Here is a 19208-nt window from a genome sequence, read left to right as displayed (position 1 = left end):
ACGGATCGGGTACCCGCTGGCACCGTATGATGGCCCGGTCGTCAGCACGAGGCGAGGTCGGCCACGTATGGCCGCCCCGCTCGCGGTAGTCGCCGGGGTGCCCGCTGGCACCGTCGCCGCAGCCGCCGCTGGGGTGCCCGCTGGCACCGTCGCCGCAGCCGCCGCTGGGGTGCCCGCTGGCACCACTGAACCGAGGGCGAAACTGGTCGACGACTCGCTGCCATTGACAGTACAATTTGGGCTCTGCTACAAAACGATTACGTGATCTCGGCTGCCGTGTGGTGGTTTCGCACGCCATCGGTTTCCGGCGTCTCGCTGACAATCCGTTCGACTCAGATGAAGAACGGATCGAAGCCGGTGTCGACGCCCAACAGCAGAAACACGCCCACGATGCCACCGGCGGCCGCCAGCGGCATGGTGAAGTTGTCGTCGACGGCGACGCCCGCGATAATGGGTTTGACTCCGTCGGCGATCGCCCCCAACGCAGCGCCGCCGGCCGCGGCGGCCGCGCCCGCCGCGAGCGAACTCCAGGCGACCGTAAACGGCACTGCCAGCAGGAAACAGATGCCGAACGTCATTCCGATAACTGCTGGGCGCTTGTGATCGTGTGGGCCGTTTTCACCCAGCGCACCGCTGATCGGATCGGCAATCGCGAGCATGAGGATCGCCGGAATCGTGACTCCCGGGCCGAACAGCAGCGCGACGATCGTCATCCCCAGTAGATAAAACGCGTAGCCCGCGACGTTGTCCTGTTCGTACTCTCGGGTGAGTTCGTCGTAGAGCCAGTGGTTCAGCCCGACGACTAGCCGGAGGAACTCCAGGGCGAACGCCACAGCGGTCAGCCCGACCATGAGTAACCGAAGCTGGGTCCACGTCGCCCACTCCAACAGGTAGAGCAGTGGCAGGCCAACCCCGCTGACGTGGACCGCCCGTCGACCGTACTCGCTCATCTCGCAGCCCTGCTCACGTTGTCGTCACGTCGGTTTCGACGTCGCCGTAGCGCTCTCTGAGGTCGTCGAACGTGTGATCGCTCTCCAGCAGCGCGGTGATCGCCCCCGTCAACCCCTCGACGGGCAGCCGGATCTGCGTGGCCGAATCCCGCTCGCGGAGCGTCACTGTCGGCTGGCTGTCGCCTTCGAGCCCCGTTTGGTCGACGGTCACACAAAAGGGCGTGCCGACCTCGTCCTGTCGACGATAGCGCCGACCGATCGAGCCCGAGTCGTCGTACGACACCGAGAGTCCGGCTTGCCTGAGTGCCCGTGAGACTGTCTCGGCGAGCTCAACCAGGTCGTCGTCGTTGCTGACCAGCGGAAACACGGCGACGTTGGTCGGCGCGATCTCGGGTTCGAGCGAGAGATAGCTCCGTGTTTCGGCGTCGACCTCGTCGGTTTGGTAGCCGTGCTCAAGGAGTGTATAGACGGTCCGACCCACGCCGAACGAGGGTTCGACCACGTGCGGAGTGATGTGTTCGCCCGACTCGGTCTGTTTTTCGACCGAGAAGTTCGTCACCTCAGTGTCGACCGTGTAGCGCTCGCCATCGACGTCGACGGTCACCTCGTCGCCGTCGAACGCATCGGGATCGTCCTCGGCGAGCGCCTGGAGTGCATCGGCGATGTCGGCGGCCGCGCCACCGAACTCGGGGCCAAGCGCCGACATATCGGGGTCGACGACGGCCTTTTCGACGGACACGGGCTCGTCGTATCGTTTAAATACCGTAAACCGGTCGCCGGAGTACTCGGCGTGTTTGGTCAGATCGTAGTCACCGCGGTAGGCGAACCCGGCGATCTCGATCCAGTTGCCGTCGATCTCGCTTTCGGCGTCCCAGCAGTCGGCCGCGTAGTGCGCCCGCTCGCCGATGAGGTGCTGGCGGAACCGGAACCGATCGGTGTCGACGCCGACGCGTTCGTACCACTGTTGGGCGATCCCCAGGTAGTAGGCGACCCACGGCGAGCCGATAATTCCCTCGTCGATTGCCTCGCCGATCGTCGTATCGACGTACTCGCCGTCGTCTTTCTGCTGTTCGGTCGCCGGGTAGAGCCGCACGTCGACCGCTGCCACGTCGTCGAGTGGCGGCTCGTCCTCGTCGGGGTCGATGAACTGCTCCAACTCGGCCTGTGTGAACTCCCGGACGCGAATAATCCCGCGCCGTGGGCTGATCTCGTTGCGGTAGGCGGGGCCGATCTGCGTGACGCCAAAGGGGAGTTGGCCGCGGGCGTACTCCTTGAGCCGCGGGAACTCCACGAAGATTCCCTGGGCCGTCTCGGGTCGCATGTAGCCCGGTTGGCCCGAACCAGGGCCAATGGAGGTCTCGAACATAAGATTGAAATCTTCCACTGGTTCGCCAGCCAGTGACGCACCGCAGGTCGGGCAGGCCAGATCGTGTTCGGCGATGAGTTCGCCGACCGTCTCGATGCCCAGCGCTTCGGCGTCCTCGATCTCGTCGACTGCGTCCTCGATCAGGTGGTCGGCTCGATGGCTTTCGCCACACTCGGCACACTCGACGAGCATGTCGTCGAAGCCGTCGAGGTGGCCAGATGCCTCGAAGACGGCCTCGGGCATGATGGTTGGCGCTTCGATCTCGTCGTTGCCGAGCCGCAGGGTGAACTGGTCGCGCCAGGCGGATTCGACGTTGTGTTTGAGCGATGCGCCCTCGGGACCGAAGGTGTAGAAGCCCGCCGTCCCGCCGTAGGCCCCGTTAGAACCGAAGAAAAACCCCCGGCGTTTGGCCAACTCCATGAGGTCGTTCTGGTCGACCATCACAGCCCTCCGAGCAGGTCGACGTCCCGGACGACCCCGACGAGGTCACCGCCGGAAACGAGGGGGATCTGTTCGATATCGTTCGTGATCATCGTCTGGGCGGCCTCTTTGGCGGTTTTAGTCTTCGAGATCGTCACCACCTCGTCGGTCATGATCTCCGAGACGGGTTCGGCCGGAATCTCGACGTTTCGGGTCGGGAAGTAGCTGTTGCCGACCGCCTTGATACCCTCCCAGGCCCACTCGGAGTCCTGTTCGGCGATCGACTCGCCGGTGTCGTCTTCGCCTTCGACCACGCGGGCGACCTCGACGATGTCGACTTCAGTCAGAATCCCGGTCATATCACCCTCCTCGTCGAGGACGATCGTGTAGGGGACGTTCGCGTAGAAGATTTCTCGCTCGCCCACTGTAAGAGGGGTCTCGACGTACGTGGTGTTGATATCTCGGGTTGCGAGTTCGTCGACCTCGCGGTCGCCGTCGATCTCTTCGCGAGCGATCGCACGGACGACGTCGGTCACCGTGATGATGCCCGCCAGTTCGGTCTCGTTGTCGACTGAGACGACGGGCAGCCGCCGGGCGTTCTCCTCGCGCATGAGCGCGGCGGCCGCGTGGATGTCCGCATCGGTCGTGATCGTCGGCACTTCGCGCATCAACAGCGCCAACTGGTCTTCGTCCGGCCGGTCGATCAGGTCGTCTCGCGAGACGAGTCCGCGGTAGACCTCACGACCGTCGCTCTCTTTGACCACCGGAACCGACGAAAAGCCGTGGCTCTGTAGGTACTCCAGAACATCGTCACGGGTGCCGGGCAGCTCGACGGTCACCAGCTCGGTCCGCGGAGTCATCGCGTCGACTACGTGCATAGTTCGCTGTACGGGCGGCCAGCCTCTTGTATCATCCGAACCCATCGCCGATTTTGCCGATTCGTCCGTTCGGCGTACGGTCCCTTTCGATACGTTTATATTCTTTAGGTTGTGACATTCAACCATGCCACAGGAACACACACCTGTTGCCGATGGTGCGAGCGCCGAGGTGATGGCCTCAATCGATGGACCCGACAGTAGCCCATCGTATGTTATCGCGGACATCAGCCGCGACGAGGCGTGGGTATCGGTCCAAGCGACCGACGCCCCGGTGCTCGCTGAGTGGTGTTGACCTGTCGTCTTAGGCGGTTCTATTTTTGGGTTGGGTCGATACCGGAGACGAGCGCCAAGCACAGCCGGTTGGTTGGCACCTCAATGCCGTACTGGTCGGCTCGCTCGACGACCACACCCGTGATCGCGTCGATCTCGGTCGACCGGCCGGCCTCGACGTCCTGGCGCATCGACGACCGATTGGCCGCCGTCGACTGGGCGACCGCGCTGACGGCTTCGACCGCCCGTTCGTTGGTCAGTTCGACCCCCGCCGCGCGAGCGACCGTCGCGGTCTCGCGGGCGGCCGAGCGTGCGATACTCCACAGCGGATCGTCGAGCACTGCACCGTTTTCTACTCGCGCGAGCGCGCTCACGGGGTTGATCGCCGCGTTGACTGCCAGTTTCTCCCAGCGTCGACGCGCCATGTCGTCGGCAACGATGGTTTCGATTCCGGCGGCTTGAAACGCCGTGCCGACCGTTTCGGCCCGTTTGCGAGCCACTGGATCATCCGAGATTACCCCGACGGTGACCGTTCCGATGCCGGTACACTCGACCGTGCCGGGTTCACGCTGGTGGGCTCCGTAGGTTGTCGTTCCCGCGAGCACCGGAACCGACAGCGTCTGTTGTAACTGTTCTTCGGTCATCCCGTTTTGCAGCGAGCAGACCGTCGAAATCCTGTTCGTCGACAGCGCCTCGGCGGCCGCCGCAGTGTCTTTGGCTTTGACGGTCACGAGTCCCACCTCTCCCGAGAGCCCCTCGCCGTCGGTCGTCGTCGACACTGTGGCCTCGGTTTCGACTGCACCCTCGATGGTGAGTCCGCGTTCGGCGATCGCCTCCATGTGGGCTGGGCGGCCGACCAGTGTCACGTCGTGAGCCGCAGCGAGGAGTCCCCCGAGCAGCGTTCCCAGGCTTCCGGCTCCGAAGACGACGATCTCCATGCGTGCAAGTGGTGATCCGCGTCGAAAAAGATCGCGTGTCGACGGTGTGATCTACATGTGCAATGAGAGCACGGAGCTAATCCTCGGTCCAGTAGTACAGCGATTCTCGGTCGGCCTCGCAGTTCGGACACTGTTCGGGCAGTGACTCGATGTTGCCCATCTCGCCGCAGTCCATACACCGCCACATCAGATACGCCTCGCCGAACTCGCCGCTCGTCGACCGGTGGCTCTCGTCGGTTCCTGTGCTGACCGCAACGACAAACCCACCGCTGGTCTGCTCGCGGACGACGCCGATTCGCTCACCTGTGTCATTGAACACGGACTCGCCCACCTCGGGTGTCGACGGCTCGGCGCTATTGATCGGTGTGTTGCTCATACCTCTCGTAGGGTCACCAGCAGCATAAATGTGTCATACATCTTACTATAGTGACTCTCGATTATAACGATTGGTCACAATTGTCTACAGTCGCCGTCGACTGACTATCTCCACTCGAAACGGAGGGGGTCGACGCAGGCTCACATAAAGTCCGCAATCCCGCTCTGTTTGTTTTTGTCGTTCTCGAACACAGACTCAAGCGAGCGTTCGAGAATATGGAGGCGCTGTTTGGTATACTCGCGGCAGCCGAACCGGTCGGCGACCTCGATGGCGGTATCCATGTACTTGTTGACCGAGCCTTGGTGGACAGTGAGGTTCACCCGGCCGCCGCACTCGCGGCACTCGCCCGACAGCGGCATCCGGCGGTACTTCTCGCCGCAGTCGAGACACCGGGTTTTCTGGGCCGAAAACGCCCGGAGGTTGCCGATCAAGTCGGGCAAAAAGTGGTACTCGATAACGCGCTCGGCCACGTCGGTCTCGTCGACCGCCCGAAGTTTGCGAGCCAGTTCGAGCTGGGCGTCCATCTTGTCCATCATCGAGCCCAGGGTCTTGTACGCCGAGAGGCTCGGGCCCATATGGATGTTGGTCGTCGAGTGGGTGTGTCTAAAGCCGTGATACTGGTCCTTTGTGCCGAGGGTATCGTCGCCGATTGTGATGTCGACGTCCTCGGGGTCGGCCATCTCCAGGGTGGCCTCGTAGAACTCGCGTGGATAGGTGTCGACGATGTCCATGTTGTGGGCCTCGTCGTCGATTTCGGCCGGGTCGATGCGCGAGGACATCACCAGCGGTGCGTCCATCCGACCGCCGCGTTTGTCGGGCAGGAATTCTCTGCTAAAATTCAACAGTCCGTCCATTAATAACATAACACAGTCTTCGTCACCATCGCAGTTCCGCCGTTTTGCCGCGTGGAAGTACGGATGCGCGTAGCCGACTGCCGCGCTCGTGAAACCGATCACCCGACCGACGACCGCCGCGCTGGTGTGGGGCGCCATCCCGAACAGCAGTTCGCCAACGAGGTCGTCGCGTTCGTCGACGTCGTAAAACGCGGGCTGGCCGTAAAACCGTTCCAAGAGGTCGTCGACGAAGTCGGCCGTCTTCAACATGTGCTCGGCCGCGCCGTCCGACAGCACGATGTCCTGGACCTTGAGTTCGACCACCTGATCGTCGTGTCGCAGTGGCTCACCGTCGATATCGGTCTCGTAGCCCAACCCTCGGAAGTGGTCGACCGTCACGTCGAGTTCTTCGGGTTTGACCGCCGTCACCGGCAGGTCGGTCATGTCGTAGCGAACGGTGCCGTCTTTAAATGACGAAACGCCGTGTTTCGAGCGTAGAATCCCTTTTTCGATGGCTTCGGGCGTTTTGTTCGCCGAGGTGAGCCCCTTGACGCCTTTGAGGATTTTGAAGTTCCCCTCGCGTTCGCCGATCGAGTTGAGCGCCCCACGGTACTCGCTTCGGAGGTCGACGTCCTCCCAGCCTGCGGCGGTCACCGACCGCTCGCACCGCGGGCATTCGACGCGCCCAGCCTCGTCGGGCTTGCAGACGACCTCGCAATCCTCGCACTCGTAGTGTGGCTCTGTATGTGTTCCACACGTTGGACACTGCGCTTTGAACGTTCGACTGTCGCAGTCGGGACACAGCCGCTGGTTGATCCGCATGCTGTGGATACCGCGTCGCCCCCGGTCGTCCATCGTCCGGGCGGCTTTGGCCACATCTCGCTGGTTCCCCCCGGCCTCGGTAATGGGAAACAGCGTGTGGACCGCTGGCGACAGATCCCGCGATTCGGATTTCTCGGGTCGACCCATCCGCGCGCCGATCCGGGTCGGCGCGCGCTCGCGGAGTTCGAACGGTGCGACTTCGTTGGCTGCCTTCATGGCATTGTCGCCACCATCCCACTCTCGGGCCTCGGCCGAGAGCTCGCCCCACTCTTTCGTTAGGCTCTCACTAACGCCGAGCGACCGCGCCAGTGGCAGCCAGTCGCCGATCTCACAGGCCTCGTCGGTCTGTTGGTGGGCCACGAGGAGGGTTTCGAGCGACCGAGTGACTGTCTCGGTCCGGTCGACAACGAGCAGCTCGCCGCGGTCGGCGTCCTCGATGATCTCTCCGTTGGCGACGGCTTCGGCGAGTTCCACAAAGTCGTCGACCGAAATATCGTGCCAGACGTAGGTGTACGTGGGGTGCAGCGGGCAGTCGTACTCGCTGGCCCACCGCAGCGCCTCGCGGGCGGTGGGCGATTCGAGGTCGACGTGCGGATCGTCCAAAAGTGCTTGAACGTCCGCGCCTGCGGCCTCAAACTCCTGGACCCACCACTCGTAGACATAGGATGTGGGCGCGAGCGGATGGTTGTTCTCGACGAACTCGCCGTAGTTGACCAGGTACTCGCCGATATCAAGGATTTTCTCGACACCGTTTGCGAGTTCCTCAGCCTCCGCAGGATCGTCGATCCGCCTGACCTCACCGGTCGCCAGTCGGACGGTCGGCCCCTCGATGGAGTCGACCGGGATGATCCCGGCGGCCTTGCCTGGTCGTTCGGTTTTGATCTGGGTCCCAGTAGCAAGAAAATCGTCGATGATGTGCATCGTCGCCGGATGGACGCCCGCAGTCGCAAAGCCCAGGTTTCGAGCGCGGCCGTACCGGAGCCGGAAGCCACCGGATTCGGAGGGGTGGCCGAACACGGGTCGACCCGCGATCAGATCGAGCAGGTACTTCGATTTGGGTTTGACGCGGGCTGGCCCGGCTGGCTTGCGTTCGTCGCTTGTGTTGCCGTCGTCGGTCTTGGATTCGGATTCGGTTTCACCCTCGCTGTCGTCGTTTTCCTCGCTCTCCTCATTGCTCGCGTCTTTGTCGCCCTCGATGGTGCCGTCGATGAGGTCCTGGAGCCACGGCCAGTCGACCTCGTCGAGCTGCCGCGTATAGCGCTGGATTTTCGGGGCCTTCAGGGCGATCCCTTCGGCCATCACCAGACACATGCCGCCGCGCGAGGAGTTGGTGTCGACGCGGTCGAGATCCCGGTAGCCCGAGACTTCGAGGTCGCCGGTGGCCTCGCCGTCGAGCATGATCGGCATATTGGTCGAAATAAATCGCGTCTCTTTGTCTTTCGGCGAGTACTGGAGGCCGGTGTCCTTGTCGTAGAGGTTGATCTCCTCGACGTAGCGTTCGATCTCTTCGTCTCTGCCTCTGTACTCAGCGAGGCCGAGGATACTCCGCGTATAGTCGGCGACCAGTACGGAGAGAGCTTGGGCAGTGCCGCCTGCCGAGCGGATCGGCCCGGCGTAGTAGACGTTGACGAACTCGGTGCCGTCGTCGTTCGACAGCAGTTCGACCCGGTCGATTCCCTCGATCGGCGCGGCGACTACACCCTCGGTAAGTAGGGCGACAGCAGTCCGTACTGCGCCTTCGATCTTTCCGGCCTTGCTGTCGTAATCTCCCACACGGCCTTCGGCGAAATCCTTCGCCAGTTCGAGGGCGGCCTCTTCGCGGGACATCTGGCCTTCGAGCTCACGGACGCGTTCGGCGACGTTCGGGATCCCCAGGATGTTCTCAACGCGGTCGGCCATGTCCTGAGCAATCGGAATCTCGACTTCCGGTTCTGGATCTTTGCCCTGGCCTTTGGCTCGTTGGGCGACCGCCATCGCCTCGTCGAGTCGACTCTCGATGCGGTCGAAGTATCGCTCGTCGTCAGGCCGCATCGGGGTCCGGTTTTCGGCCTCGCCCTCGTCGTCGGCCGACTCCTTTCCGGGACCGTCGCTCGTCTCGCTCACAGCCAGAGATCCAGCTCGGTCGACTCGTCTCGCTCGCGGACCAGCGGCTGTTCGAACGCGCGAAAGTAGAGTTCGCCCGCGAAGACCGTCCCGGCGTTGAGATGTCCGGAGAGCGTCTGGCCGCTGGCTCGCGACAGCACAGCGTGGGTGTGGGCGAAACGTTCGCCATCCAGCAGGCTGACGTTGCCGACGCAGGCGGCGACCTCTAGGGGCTCGTCGAACGTCACCGACTGGTACTCTTTGTCGTCTTGGTCGTAGAACCAAATTTCGGCGTCTTCGACCGAGCCGAGCGCCGAAAACCAGCCCGCGTCGGCGTCGACATCGCGTGCGAGGGTTTCGATCTCCTCGCGCCAGTCTGCCCCGGTTTCGAGTCGAGCCATGTACTCGCCGGTGACGGTGACCTCACGGTAGTTCATAGAATCCTCATTGTCACACCGAGGCAAAAAGCTTCAGTTCCCATTACCCAACTGGGCTTCGAGCGCCGCACTCGCTGCGAGGACGGTCTCGTCGGCGTAGCGTCGACCGACCACCTGTAACCCGACCGGATGACCCTCGTGCGTGAGGCTGACAGGAACCGAGGCGGCCGGGTGGCCAGTGATGTTGAACGGCCACGTCATGACCGCCTCCCACTCGTTCACGCCGAGGTCCTCATGCAATCCGAAGCCGGGCCGCGCCAGTGTCGGCGTCACCAACAGATCGTACGACTCGAAGGTCGACTGTATCGCATCGAACAGTTGGGTCCGAACGATTCCGGTCAGTGCAATCGCGGACGATTTGGTCCCTTCGCCTTGTTCGATCATCGTCAGTAGGCTATCAGTAACGTCGTCCGGATGCGCTGTCAGGTCGACACCAGAGCTCTCTTTCAACACCGCCGCCGCATCCGCCACCGCCGCGGTGAACGTCGACCCGACGGCCTCGCTGAGTTCGCTCATCGAACAGCCGTGGTCGACCGACACCTCCTCGACGGTCGCCCCGGCGGCCTCGAAGCCCACGAGCGCGTCTTCGATGCCCCGCCGTACTGCGGAGTCGACCTCGAAGACGTCGAGATCCGGCGAGTAGGCGACGGCTAACCCGTCGATTGGCCGGTCGACCGCGTCCAGAAAATCGATGTCGACAGGGACGCTGCCGGGGTCGGAGGGATGGGGACCAGCGACCACGTCCAACATGAGTGCGGCGTCGTCGACCGTCCGAGCGAGTGGGCCGAGGGCGGTGTGGTGTCGCTGGTCGCCAAACGCGTTGGGTCGGGAGTCCAGAGGAACGAGTCCGAACGACGGTTTCATACCGAAGACGCCACAGCAGGCCGCAGGGATGCGGATCGACCCTCCGGCGTCGCTGCCGGTAGCGAGCGCAGCCAACCCCCCGCCGACCGCGGCCGCGCTGCCGCCCGACGAGCCACCGGCGTTGCACGAGCGGTCGACCGGCGAGGCGGTTGCGCCGACGAGTTCGTTCTGTGTTAGTCCCTTGTGACCGAACTCAGGGGTATTCGTCTTGCCCAGGACGATGGCTCCGGCGGCTTCGAGTCGTTCGACGACGGCCGACGTTCGCGGCGCGGTGTAGTCGGCGAACAGCCGCGAGCCGAAGGTGTGACGGACGCCCTCCTTCATCGCTCGCAGGTCCTTGAGTGCGACTGGGACGCCACAGAGCGGGCCGATGTCGTCGCCACGGGCGAGTGCGGTTTCGGCTTCACGGGCGGCCTCGCGTGCCGACTCCTCGATGACCGTGATGTAGGCGTTAAGCTCGTCGTCTTCGGCCGTGATCCTATTTAAATAGGCGTCGACTACCTCGGTCGGCGAGACGGCTCCGGTACGGATCTCCGTGGCCAACTGTGTGGCCGATAGCTCCCAAATTTGAGACTCCTGTTCGTCCATTACCGCTGTAAAAACGGGTGCAGTGGTTTTTGTGTTAGGGGTCGACTGTCACGTCGAATTTCCCGCTCCAGCGGTAGGTTCGACCACCCCACTCGAACGTTGGCGCGAGGATTCCAATGAGGAGAAAGGCGGGCACAGAAAGAAGCGATAGAAATGAAAGCAAGACGGATTGACGCCGTACTCCGAGGTACTTGTACGCGAACAGCCCAGAGAGGGTTGCAAACACTGCACCCACGATAGGGAAAATGAGCGAACCAGCGGCAAACAGCAGCGAAAGGCCAACCAGTCCGGCAGTCTGTCGTGGCTCGAACCAGACGGCGGTTCTACCGAACCGAACGAGCCGGTGGTAGACGCTTCGGGGGTCGCCGTCGACACGAATCTGGTGGCTGTTTTCGGGATCGACCTACACGTCGTCGACGTACTCGCTCAACAGGCTGTCGTCGCCGACAGTTTGGCACAACTCTTCCAGTAGTGACTCCTCGTCGATCTCGGTTCGGTCAAACGCGACGCCACCGCCCCAGACGTAGCCGCCGGTCGCCTGGCCGACCGACCCCAGCATGAGTACGGCTGGCTCGAAGAGTTGCCAGAGCCCACCACCCAGATAGATCGGGACTTCGGTGGCTGCGCCGTGTGTTTCGGCCTGTTCGACGAGCCTCGCAAGCCACCCCGCCTCGCGGTCGACGTCGTCGTCGGTCCAGACGACGATATCGTCTGTTGCCGCTTGCATCCCCGCGGCCAGCGCGTGTGCCTTGCCCGAACAACCCGTCGGTTCGCCAGCGACGATCACGGTTGCCTCTTCGGGGGCCGCCTCAATGAGCGGATCATCGTTCGAATCGCAGACGACGAGCAGTTCGTCGCCTTCGCGGAGCCCCGAGACGACGGTCTCGGCAGCAGCAGCCCACCTGACCGTCGAGAGAATCACACTTGCCATACCGTCTTTTGTGACAGGTCCTGTAAATATCACAACCTGTCGGAATTCGGTCTGCACTTGTAGATCGCTTACAACTCTGAACACATCTCCATTCAAGCACAACTAACGTAGTCTTTGAGGGCATACAGTCGACCATGTCAGACCACGACACCGACGAGGAACGAACGGTCATCCGGTCCGGCCGCAACTTCGAACAGGAGTACCGCCTCGATGCCAGTGAGGTCGGTGAGTTCCTGATCTCGTTGGGCGAACAGCTCCGGGACAACGACGAACTCACCATTGTCGACGACGAGTGGGAACTGCCCTTCGCGTTCGGCGAGCCCGTGGAACTCGAAGTCGACTACGAGGGAATGGACGAGCCGGAACTCGAAATCGAGATCGAAATCCCCGGTCGCACTGACGCCACCGCCCCGCACGTCGAATAAAAAGCAACTGTCAGATAAAAAGCGAGCCGCTCAGTTGGTTGCTGATTCGAGGACGAGCGTGTCATCTTCGAGATAGTGTTCGATGTGGTGGGCGTGTTCCTCGACGGTTTCGAGCTGTTCGCGGAGCATGTGGCCCGTCGCGTAGTCGCCGAGACTGTCGGCGAGCTCGATGTGCTGGCGGTAGCTCTCGATCATATCGCCGAAGATCTCTACGTCGTTTGACAGTGACGTGCGGATGTCGTAGACGTCCTCGTCTTCGGCCTCGACGGTCGCGTTCTCGACGAGCGCCGTCATGCTCGCGTGCGGAACGCCACCGAGCGCCTGGAGGCGTTCGGCGATCTCGTCGGCCGCCGCCTCGATGTCCTCGTAGACCTCTTGGAGGAACCGGTGAACGTCGAGGAACTCCGCACCCTCGACGTTCCAGTGGTGTTTGTGGAGCTGGTGGTAGAGTACGTAGGCGTCCGCCAGATCCGTGTTGAGTGCCTCGATAATCTGTTCGGCCTTCTTCTCGTCGAGTCGGAGCGCGTTCGATTCGACGGTGCCCGCTTTCTGATTGATCGACTTCTGCGTGTTCATCACACTCTTCCTTAGGTCTTCTACGTCTTATAACTTATCAATATTTATATAAGTTTTCGTGTGACCTAAACCGTCGACTGATTGTGCGGCGTTTATAAACGGGAGCGTCAGCTACGCCGTCTCGTCGACCTTCACGACCTGTTTGCCGATGTTGTCGCCCGAAAACAGCCCGAGAAAGGCGTCGGGGGCCTGTTCGAGCCCGTCGACGATTGTCTCGCGATGGACGAGGTCGCCCGAGTCGACCCACTCGCCGAGCTGTTCGCTGGCTTCTCCGAACCGGGTGACGAAGTCGGATATGAGGAGTCCCTGGACTTTCGCCCGGGGGACGATGATCTGCGGGAGTTTGCGGGGGCCGGTCGGAACGCTCTCGGCGTTGTAGTGGGCGATCTGCCCGCAGACGGCGACGCGCGCATCGAGGTTCAGTTGCGGAAAGACCGCGTCGGTGATGGGCCCGCCGACGTTGTCGAAGTAGACGTCGACCCCGTCGGGTGCGGCCTCTGCGAGCGCCTCGCTGTAGTCGTCGGTTGTTTTGTAGTTGATCGCGGCATCGAAGCCGAGATCCTCGGTGAGCCACGCAGTTTTGTCGTCCGATCCAGCGAAGCCGACCACCCGGCAGCCGTTGAGCCGTGCGATCTGACCGACGACCGAGCCCACCGCGCCTGCGGCCCCCGAGACGACGACCGTCTCGCCAGGTTTGGGTTCGCCGATCTCAAGGAGACCGAAGTAGGCCGTCCGGCCGGGCATGCCCAGCGTCCCCAAGTAGGCTGGCTGGTCGGCGACCGAGGGGTCGACCGGCGCGACCTCGCTCGCATCGAGCAGGCTGTACTCGCCCCATCGTCCCTCACCGGTGACGAGATCGCCCTCGTCGTAGGCCTCGCTACGGCTCTCGACGACCTCGCCGACGATACCGCCAGTCAGCACGTCGCCGACCGCCCACGGCTCGACGTAGGATTCGCCCGCCGACATGCGGCCCCGCATGTAGGGGTCGACCGAGAGGTAGGTCACCCGAACGAGCAGTTCGCCCGGATTCGGCTCGGGAATTTCGGTTTCTTCGAGTTCGAAACAGTCGACGTCCGGCTCTCCCTGTGGCCGCTTGGCGAGCCGCCACTCACGGGTTGTCTCGTTCACAGTTCGTATACGCCTGGTCGACTCAAGACGCTTGGGGAACTGTTGTGATCGGTCGTGGTGGCCACAGCGTATTTTTCACTTGCCGCCGAACTGTGGTGTGATGGCGTATTCCAAAGTCAACTACAAAGCGGTCGCACCGGTCGCCGACAGCCTCCACATGCTGCGCGAGCCCCTCGATTGTGAGCAGCTCGGCATCTCGATTATCTCCTGTGAGCCGGGATGGGAGGGCAAATCGCACGATCACACGGACAGAGACCAGGAGGAAGTGTATGTCCTCGTCGAGGGAGCGGCCGTCGTTACCGTCGACGACGAGCAAGTCCCAATGGAAGTGGGCGACGCCCTGCGGATCGACCCCGACAGTACACGTCAGATCCGCAACGGCGACGCCGAGAGCATGTTCGTGCTCGCTGGCGCACCCTAACCGTCCGAAAAGAACCGGCCGTGGAAGCCGAACGGCTCGGCATGCGGGAGCCACGCCCGCGCCTCGACAGTGAGCGTTTCGGCATCAAAGACCAGCAGTGCCGTCCGCTCGCGGTCGACATCGAGCGCCGTCGCCAACACCACACCATCATCCTCGCGCTCACTACCGGGGCGCTGGACCGGAATCGGTTCTTCGACGTACACTGACCGCTCCCACCACTCTTGGGCCGTCTCGGTTTCGCAGTCGACTTTCACCAGCCCGTTTTGCCCCTCCCGATGGGTCGCCTGTCCGTACACGAAGCGGTGCCGACGACCAGTCACTGCCCGCGGCACTCTCGGCAGTTCCATCCCGCCGTCGTAGCGCCGCGAGCGGTCGACTGTGTCGGCTCCTGGATCAATCCGATACCGCATGAGCCGACCGTCGGGCACCTCTGGAAACCCCTCGCCGTCGAGTTCCGACATCGACATCGCGTCGACGATTTCGTGATCCGGGAACTCGATGAGATCCAGGACGATCTCATTGTCTTCGTTGACGTACGCATTAATATGGTGAAAACAGAACGTCGCTTCGAACGTCGGCTCGGCGACGAGGTCGCCGGTTTCGCGGTCGACGACCAGTAGCCGGGTCTCACGGTCAGGCTGCCAGTCGAGCATATCAATCGCCCCCTGCGAGAAGGGGTTGAGCGCCCGAAGAACCGACAACACGAGAGGCGATTCGACGAGAATCACGTGGTCGGCGGTGACACTGCAGTCGTGGATGTAGGCCGGACCACGGGCGTCGAGTGAAGCGATACGCTCGCGGCGTCGACTCCCCTTTGGAAGGCGGTAGATGTGGTACTGCGGCCGCAGGCCGAACTCAGTAGTAAACCCGATCAGTTCCTCGCGGTGGGGATCGTCGACGAGATGGGCGGCCGTGATATGCTCTGTGAGATCGTCTGCAAACGCAAACTCGCCGCGAGTCTCAAGCGTTTTGGAGTCGAAAGCGATCCGTCGCGGGGCTTCGGTGAGCGCGACGTATTCGCTGTCGATTCGGGCAACGTGGACGTTCGCGTTGTCGGTCGGCTCCGGCAGGCCGAGCGACGTGAGGGTGTCCACGAGCCGCCGCCAGCCGCGGGTGTCGGTGCCGAACTGGCCGGTGAGTCGACCTGCCTTCGCATCGGTGTAGGCGTCGGTTCGGAGAAACCGATTCGAGTAGTGGAGGTCGCCCTCGTCGAACGCATAGCGCCGAAGCATCGCTAGCCCGTCGAACCAGTGGTTGACCCGGCGCTCGCCAGCCTCGAACAGTGCGGGGCCGTTACGAATGAGTGTCCCTGAGAGCCATTCGGGAATCGAGCCCTCGATCTCTGGGTGGTGATCGTGGTACTCAGTCGACAGCGAGCGGAAGCCGGGGCCAACTGACTCAGTCACGGTCGACCGTTCGGCCGGGTCGGTGATCAATGCTGTGTGGCCCTTCTCTGCTGTTCGACTGATCGGTGAAGCAGCCGAACACGAATCACAGGTGGGAAGCTTTCGGCCTGGAACGCGATTCGGTTGCATGCTGTTTTTGTTCCCTCCGATACTTTAGAGCCACCTCCGTCGACGCACCGAACTCGTCGACCGGCCTCCCGCAGGCTTCGGAGGACGTTCTGAGATGGGTCCGCTGTATGGTGTTTTCGGGGCGTCTGTCTTGTTCCCGTCGTGGTTGATCTCCTGTGGACGACGCTCTGGGTCGAAGGCGGTGCCGGTCCGCTTACCGCGCGACTGATGGTCTGGGAATGGACCGGAATCCGAACCCTGGGCGAGTCGCACCCGACGATACGCAGCCTTTCGGGCCCGATCATCCTGGTTTCGAGCCTCCTGGTGTGGATCGTGCTCCTGTGGGTCGGCTGGACGCTCGTGTTTGCCGGGACACCGTATCCCATCGTTGACACAGTCGATGGTGGTCCTGTCTCCTGGATCGACCGCCTCTACTTCACCGGCTATGCGATCTTCACACTCGGGAACGGCGATTTCGCCCCTCGGGATGGGCTCTGGCAGACGGTGACCATCCTTACAACCGCGAGCGGGATACTGTTCGTGACGCTGATGGTCACCTACGTTCTCTCGGTTCTCGATGCGGGCGTTGCGACCCGCTCCGCCGAGGCGTTCGAGGCCTCCGTCGACAAAATGGAGCCTCGCCGCCGCGCCCTGCTCGGACTTGTCGAATCCGATGCCCGGCAGTGGCCCGAGGGCGACACCACCTCACGGGCGCACTCCGTGGACTGATGGTGGATCGACGGCCGTCGACCGTTCGTCCGGTAACGCGTCTGCTCGTCTCTGGATTCGACTGCCCTGCACCGTCATTCTCGAATTACTGATGGACCCGGCGCTTATCCTTTCGATGCACGTAATTCCCCTATGACCGAACTGGAGGCCGTCGTCCACGACGAACGGACGAACGCCGCCGTTGGGTGGCTGTTCGTCGCGAGTGTCGCTGCGGCGTCGCTGTGGTCTCTCCGTGCGGGTGACGTTCTCTGGGGGGCGTTCACGCTCGTCGCCGCGGCGGTCACAACCGCACCGGCGGTTGAGGCCCACGACTGGGCGGTGATGGTGCCGTGGCCGCTGCCAGCGGTGCTGGCGGCTGCGGCGATCAGCGGCGCGCTCGGCTGGTATATAGAACTTGCCAACGCCGTCGTGGTGGCCGCGTTCGCGTTGGTCTCGGTCGTCGAACTGAGCGTCTTCACGGGGGTCGAGATGAGTCGACGCTTCGCCATCGTGTTCTCCGTGCTGACGACGATGGCGATCCAGGGCGTGCTGACCGTCGCGCAGTTTTATGCCGACCGGTGGCTCGGTACCGACTACCTGGGCACCCAAACCGAACTCTAGTGGGACTTCGTTGCAGTCACTATCGTTGCGTTCGCTGTTGGCGGCCTCTTCATGCGGTACTTCGATCCACCGACGCACACCGATTCGAGCCAACGGGTTCTCTCAGAACAATGACCCTCGACAATGGGTTCAAACGGTCCGAGAGGAGCGAACGGTATCTCACCAGAGCCATGCAGTCGCTGTTGGCCGGGATCGCCGTCTACGGCGGCTGACAGCGCGCTTTACCATCGCCATTACTGACGGCGTTACGTTGGGTGTGACGCTGTTGCCAGCCCTATTGCGCCACGAGTACAGCTACTCGATAGATATCAGGCTCGTGCTGTGGCTGACGACCGCCAGCTTTCTCCACACGGTCGGCAGCCTGCTGGGTCTGTATGCTGGCGTCTGGTGGTACGATAACCTCACTCACGCGTTCTCGTCAACCATTGTCGCCGGGATCGGCTATGCGAGTTTTCGGGCCGTCGAACTCCACTCCGACGACCTCGATGTTCCCCCATCGTTTCGCGCGGTGTTCATTGTCGTCTTCGTGCTCGCAGTCGGCGTTCTCTGGGAGATCCTCAAGTTCGCCTCCGGAACGCTCGCCGAGATCACCGGCGGTCAGGCGCTGCTGACCGTCTACGGCGTCGACGACATCGTCTCTGATCTGGTGTTCAACACTGTTGGGGCACTGCTCGTGGCCGCTGGCGGCACGGGACGGTTTGGCGGCCTCGTCGGTTTTCTCCGTCGGCGGATCGCCGGAGAAAGCGAGCACGACTAATGTGGGACTATCTCAGATGTTCAGCCCGTCTTCGTCGACGCGTTCGAGTGTGACCGTCATGAGATTGCCACCCGCGTCCGTGATCTCGAACTCGTCGGTGTCCACTGCGACGCTGGTTCGTTCGAACGGCTGGTCGAGGCGGCGCATAACGTCGCAATTGCGTCACCCCAAAGCGCGCAGATCAGCCCTCGTCGGATTCGCCGAAGACGTTCGTCTCGACGGTCCGGGTGTAGGAGACCGAATCGAGCGGAATCTCGCGTTCGGTTCCGCCGTATTCGACGGTCGCTGTGAAGTCGACCGAAAGCTCCGAGGCTCCGTCGTTTCGGAGATGCGTGACCCACCACTCGTCCAATTTGGAGTTGTCTATCGTCGCGTTGGCGTCGATCTGTTCGGTGCTCTCGGCGGGAATCACGGTTTCTTCGGCGGCGGTGCCCTGTCCGACGACGATGCCGTTCATCCGGATCGTGTACTCAATCTCGGTGATTGGGAGGGCGACGGGGAGTTCGTTTCTGGCCGTGATCGAGCCGTCTATCGGCGTGCGGTCGGCCGTTGGCTCGCCCCAGTCGGCATCGGTCTCGGTGATCGTGAACACCGTGCGGTCGAACGCCGAGAAATCCCGTAGCTCGTCGGACTCGAGCGGTGCGAGGAGATCCGTCCGAACCGTCCGGGTGCGCGTCGCCTCCTCGGCCGGTGTGTCGACCCCGCCGTACTGGACGACTATATCGGGGTCGACTTCCACCGTCGTCGTCTCGTTGTTGCGAACGTGGCTCACCCACCAGTCGGGAATCCGGTCGTTGTTCATCGAGGTCGAAACGTTGATCACATCGTCTTGGCCACTCAGCTGGACCTGTTCTTTACGCTCGGCGGCGAACTCGACGTCGTTGAGCGCGACGGTGTATCGCACGTCGGCGACGCCATCACTGACCCTGAGCAACAGCGGGTTCTCGACGGTGATCGCGGTCTCGACCTCGCTTTGGTTTTCGGTGACGGTGCCCCACTCGTTGTCGACCGACTGGACTCGCGGTTTGTCGACCACGAGGAGTCCGAACGCCGCGATTGCCAGCAGTACCACGGCGATGAGAACGACGGTGAGGTCTGTCTTCCGGCCAGAGGGCATGCAGGTATTCGCCTGCGGTTCGGACGTACTTAGCCGCTGTTGCCAACCGCTGATCGGATCGATACGTAGTCCAGGTCTCGACTCGATGGCCACTGTGGGGCCGCAAGTCGAGCTGGAGGGGACGCTCTCGGCCTGATCGTCGTCGGACTCCACTCGCATCCCACGGAGGAACCACGGGAGACCCTC

22 protein-coding genes are annotated in these 19208 nt (G+C 62.7%); 7 read left to right on the top strand and 15 right to left on the bottom strand.

The features are described from left to right. Window positions 1–67 precede the first annotated feature (67 nt). Window positions 68–265 carry a hypothetical protein gene (locus O2S87_RS01115; protein ID WP_475406956.1) on the top strand — a complete coding sequence of 66 codons (198 nt, stop codon included), beginning with the start codon at window positions 68–70 and terminating at the stop codon, window positions 263–265. 67 nt (window positions 266–332) lie between these two features. Here the strand turns inward: O2S87_RS01115 and O2S87_RS01110 are convergent, their stop codons facing one another. From O2S87_RS01110 to O2S87_RS01100, 3 genes are read right to left on the bottom strand one after another with little or no spacing between them, the layout of a single operon-like run. Then, complete coding sequence (locus tag O2S87_RS01110) at window positions 333–950, bottom strand: dolichol kinase (RefSeq protein ID WP_475406955.1); 618 nt, start codon at window positions 948–950, stop codon at window positions 333–335. A gap of 13 nt (window positions 951–963) precedes the next feature. Further along, entirely contained in the window at window positions 964–2757 is a 1794-nt protein-coding gene (gene glyS, locus O2S87_RS01105) for a glycine--tRNA ligase (protein WP_475406954.1), read from the bottom strand. Continuing rightward, entirely contained in the window at window positions 2757–3614 is an 858-nt protein-coding gene (locus tag O2S87_RS01100) for a CBS domain-containing protein (protein ID WP_475406953.1), read from the bottom strand. The genes glyS and O2S87_RS01100 overlap by 1 nt, the downstream gene beginning before the upstream one ends. 124 nt (window positions 3615–3738) lie before the next feature. On the opposite strand from O2S87_RS01100, the gene O2S87_RS01095 reads away from it, so the two are divergent. Beyond that, window positions 3739–3906 carry a DUF7556 family protein gene (locus O2S87_RS01095; protein WP_475406952.1) on the top strand — a complete coding sequence of 56 codons (168 nt, stop codon included), beginning with the start codon at window positions 3739–3741 and terminating at the stop codon, window positions 3904–3906. A 19-nt stretch (window positions 3907–3925) separates the two neighbouring features. On the opposite strand, the gene O2S87_RS01090 is transcribed toward O2S87_RS01095, so the two are convergent. The 7 genes from O2S87_RS01090 to O2S87_RS01060 all read right to left on the bottom strand — a co-directional run bounded on the left by O2S87_RS01090 (window position 3926) and on the right by O2S87_RS01060 (window position 11755). Continuing rightward, window positions 3926–4822 carry a ketopantoate reductase family protein gene (locus O2S87_RS01090; protein ID WP_475406951.1) on the bottom strand — a complete coding sequence of 299 codons (897 nt, stop codon included), beginning with the start codon at window positions 4820–4822 and terminating at the stop codon, window positions 3926–3928. Between the two features lie 76 nt (window positions 4823–4898). After that, window positions 4899–5198 carry a DUF7130 family rubredoxin-like protein gene (locus O2S87_RS01085; RefSeq protein WP_475406950.1) on the bottom strand — a complete coding sequence of 100 codons (300 nt, stop codon included), beginning with the start codon at window positions 5196–5198 and terminating at the stop codon, window positions 4899–4901. 140 nt (window positions 5199–5338) lie between these two features. Beyond that, window positions 5339–8884: a DNA polymerase II large subunit gene (locus tag O2S87_RS01080; protein ID WP_475407033.1), complete on the bottom strand. Its 3546-nt coding sequence runs from the start codon at window positions 8882–8884 to the stop codon at window positions 5339–5341. A gap of 68 nt (window positions 8885–8952) precedes the next feature. Further along, window positions 8953–9372 carry a PPC domain-containing DNA-binding protein gene (locus O2S87_RS01075; RefSeq protein ID WP_475406949.1) on the bottom strand — a complete coding sequence of 140 codons (420 nt, stop codon included), beginning with the start codon at window positions 9370–9372 and terminating at the stop codon, window positions 8953–8955. Between the two features lie 33 nt (window positions 9373–9405). After that, on the bottom strand, window positions 9406–10824 hold the full coding sequence (locus tag O2S87_RS01070) for an amidase (RefSeq protein ID WP_475406948.1): 1419 nt from the start codon (window positions 10822–10824) through the stop codon (window positions 9406–9408). 34 nt (window positions 10825–10858) lie between these two features. Then, the gene (locus O2S87_RS01065) at window positions 10859–11059 is read right to left on the bottom strand and encodes a hypothetical protein (protein WP_475406947.1); all 201 of its coding nucleotides are present in this window, start codon (window positions 11057–11059) and stop codon (window positions 10859–10861) included. A gap of 168 nt (window positions 11060–11227) precedes the next feature. Then, a complete protein-coding gene (locus O2S87_RS01060; RefSeq protein ID WP_475406946.1) occupies window positions 11228–11755 on the bottom strand; it encodes a glycosyltransferase family 2 protein in 528 nt (175 codons plus the stop codon). Between the two features lie 134 nt (window positions 11756–11889). Between O2S87_RS01060 and O2S87_RS01055 the strand changes: the two genes are divergently transcribed. Continuing rightward, complete coding sequence (locus O2S87_RS01055) at window positions 11890–12180, top strand: amphi-Trp domain-containing protein (protein WP_475406945.1); 291 nt, start codon at window positions 11890–11892, stop codon at window positions 12178–12180. A gap of 30 nt (window positions 12181–12210) precedes the next feature. Here O2S87_RS01055 and dpsA read toward each other — a convergent pair whose 3' ends face one another. Continuing rightward, the gene (dpsA, locus tag O2S87_RS01050) at window positions 12211–12756 is read right to left on the bottom strand and encodes a DNA starvation/stationary phase protection protein DpsA (RefSeq protein ID WP_475406944.1); all 546 of its coding nucleotides are present in this window, start codon (window positions 12754–12756) and stop codon (window positions 12211–12213) included. Window positions 12757–12867: 111 nt separating this feature from the next. Further along, window positions 12868–13884 (bottom strand): NADP-dependent oxidoreductase, encoded by a 1017-nt coding sequence (locus O2S87_RS01045; protein WP_475406943.1) that lies wholly within the window; start codon window positions 13882–13884, stop codon window positions 12868–12870. Window positions 13885–13984: 100 nt separating this feature from the next. Between O2S87_RS01045 and O2S87_RS01040 the strand changes: the two genes are divergently transcribed. Next, window positions 13985–14305: a cupin domain-containing protein gene (locus O2S87_RS01040; protein ID WP_475406942.1), complete on the top strand. Its 321-nt coding sequence runs from the start codon at window positions 13985–13987 to the stop codon at window positions 14303–14305. Here the strand turns inward: O2S87_RS01040 and O2S87_RS01035 are convergent. Then, window positions 14302–15840, bottom strand: coding sequence for a carotenoid oxygenase family protein (locus tag O2S87_RS01035; protein ID WP_475406941.1), 1539 nt, complete (start codon window positions 15838–15840; stop codon window positions 14302–14304). The two genes, O2S87_RS01040 and O2S87_RS01035, sit on opposite strands and share 4 nt — an antisense overlap. 141 nt (window positions 15841–15981) lie before the next feature. On the opposite strand from O2S87_RS01035, the gene O2S87_RS01030 reads away from it, so the two are divergent. The 3 genes from O2S87_RS01030 to O2S87_RS01020 all read left to right on the top strand — a co-directional run bounded on the left by O2S87_RS01030 (window position 15982) and on the right by O2S87_RS01020 (window position 17905). Further along, on the top strand, window positions 15982–16548 hold the full coding sequence (locus O2S87_RS01030; RefSeq protein ID WP_475406940.1) for an ion channel: 567 nt from the start codon (window positions 15982–15984) through the stop codon (window positions 16546–16548). A gap of 132 nt (window positions 16549–16680) precedes the next feature. Beyond that, window positions 16681–17148, top strand: coding sequence for a hypothetical protein (locus O2S87_RS01025; protein ID WP_475406939.1), 468 nt, complete (start codon window positions 16681–16683; stop codon window positions 17146–17148). 256 nt (window positions 17149–17404) lie between these two features. Next, window positions 17405–17905: a DUF2238 domain-containing protein gene (locus O2S87_RS01020; RefSeq protein ID WP_475406938.1), complete on the top strand. Its 501-nt coding sequence runs from the start codon at window positions 17405–17407 to the stop codon at window positions 17903–17905. A gap of 12 nt (window positions 17906–17917) precedes the next feature. Here the strand turns inward: O2S87_RS01020 and O2S87_RS01015 are convergent, their stop codons facing one another. Together O2S87_RS01015 and O2S87_RS01010 are read right to left on the bottom strand one after the other, a co-directional pair. After that, a complete protein-coding gene (locus O2S87_RS01015) occupies window positions 17918–18052 on the bottom strand; it encodes a hypothetical protein (protein ID WP_475406937.1) in 135 nt (44 codons plus the stop codon). A 34-nt stretch (window positions 18053–18086) separates the two neighbouring features. Continuing rightward, window positions 18087–19175 (bottom strand): LEA/WHy family protein, encoded by a 1089-nt coding sequence (locus tag O2S87_RS01010; RefSeq protein ID WP_475406936.1) that lies wholly within the window; start codon window positions 19173–19175, stop codon window positions 18087–18089. Window positions 19176–19208 lie beyond the last annotated feature (33 nt).

This window comes from Halohasta sp. A2, from assembly GCF_056175805.1.
The sequence above is the reverse complement of the archived record's forward strand: the minus strand, read 5'-3'. Positions and strand labels throughout refer to the sequence as shown.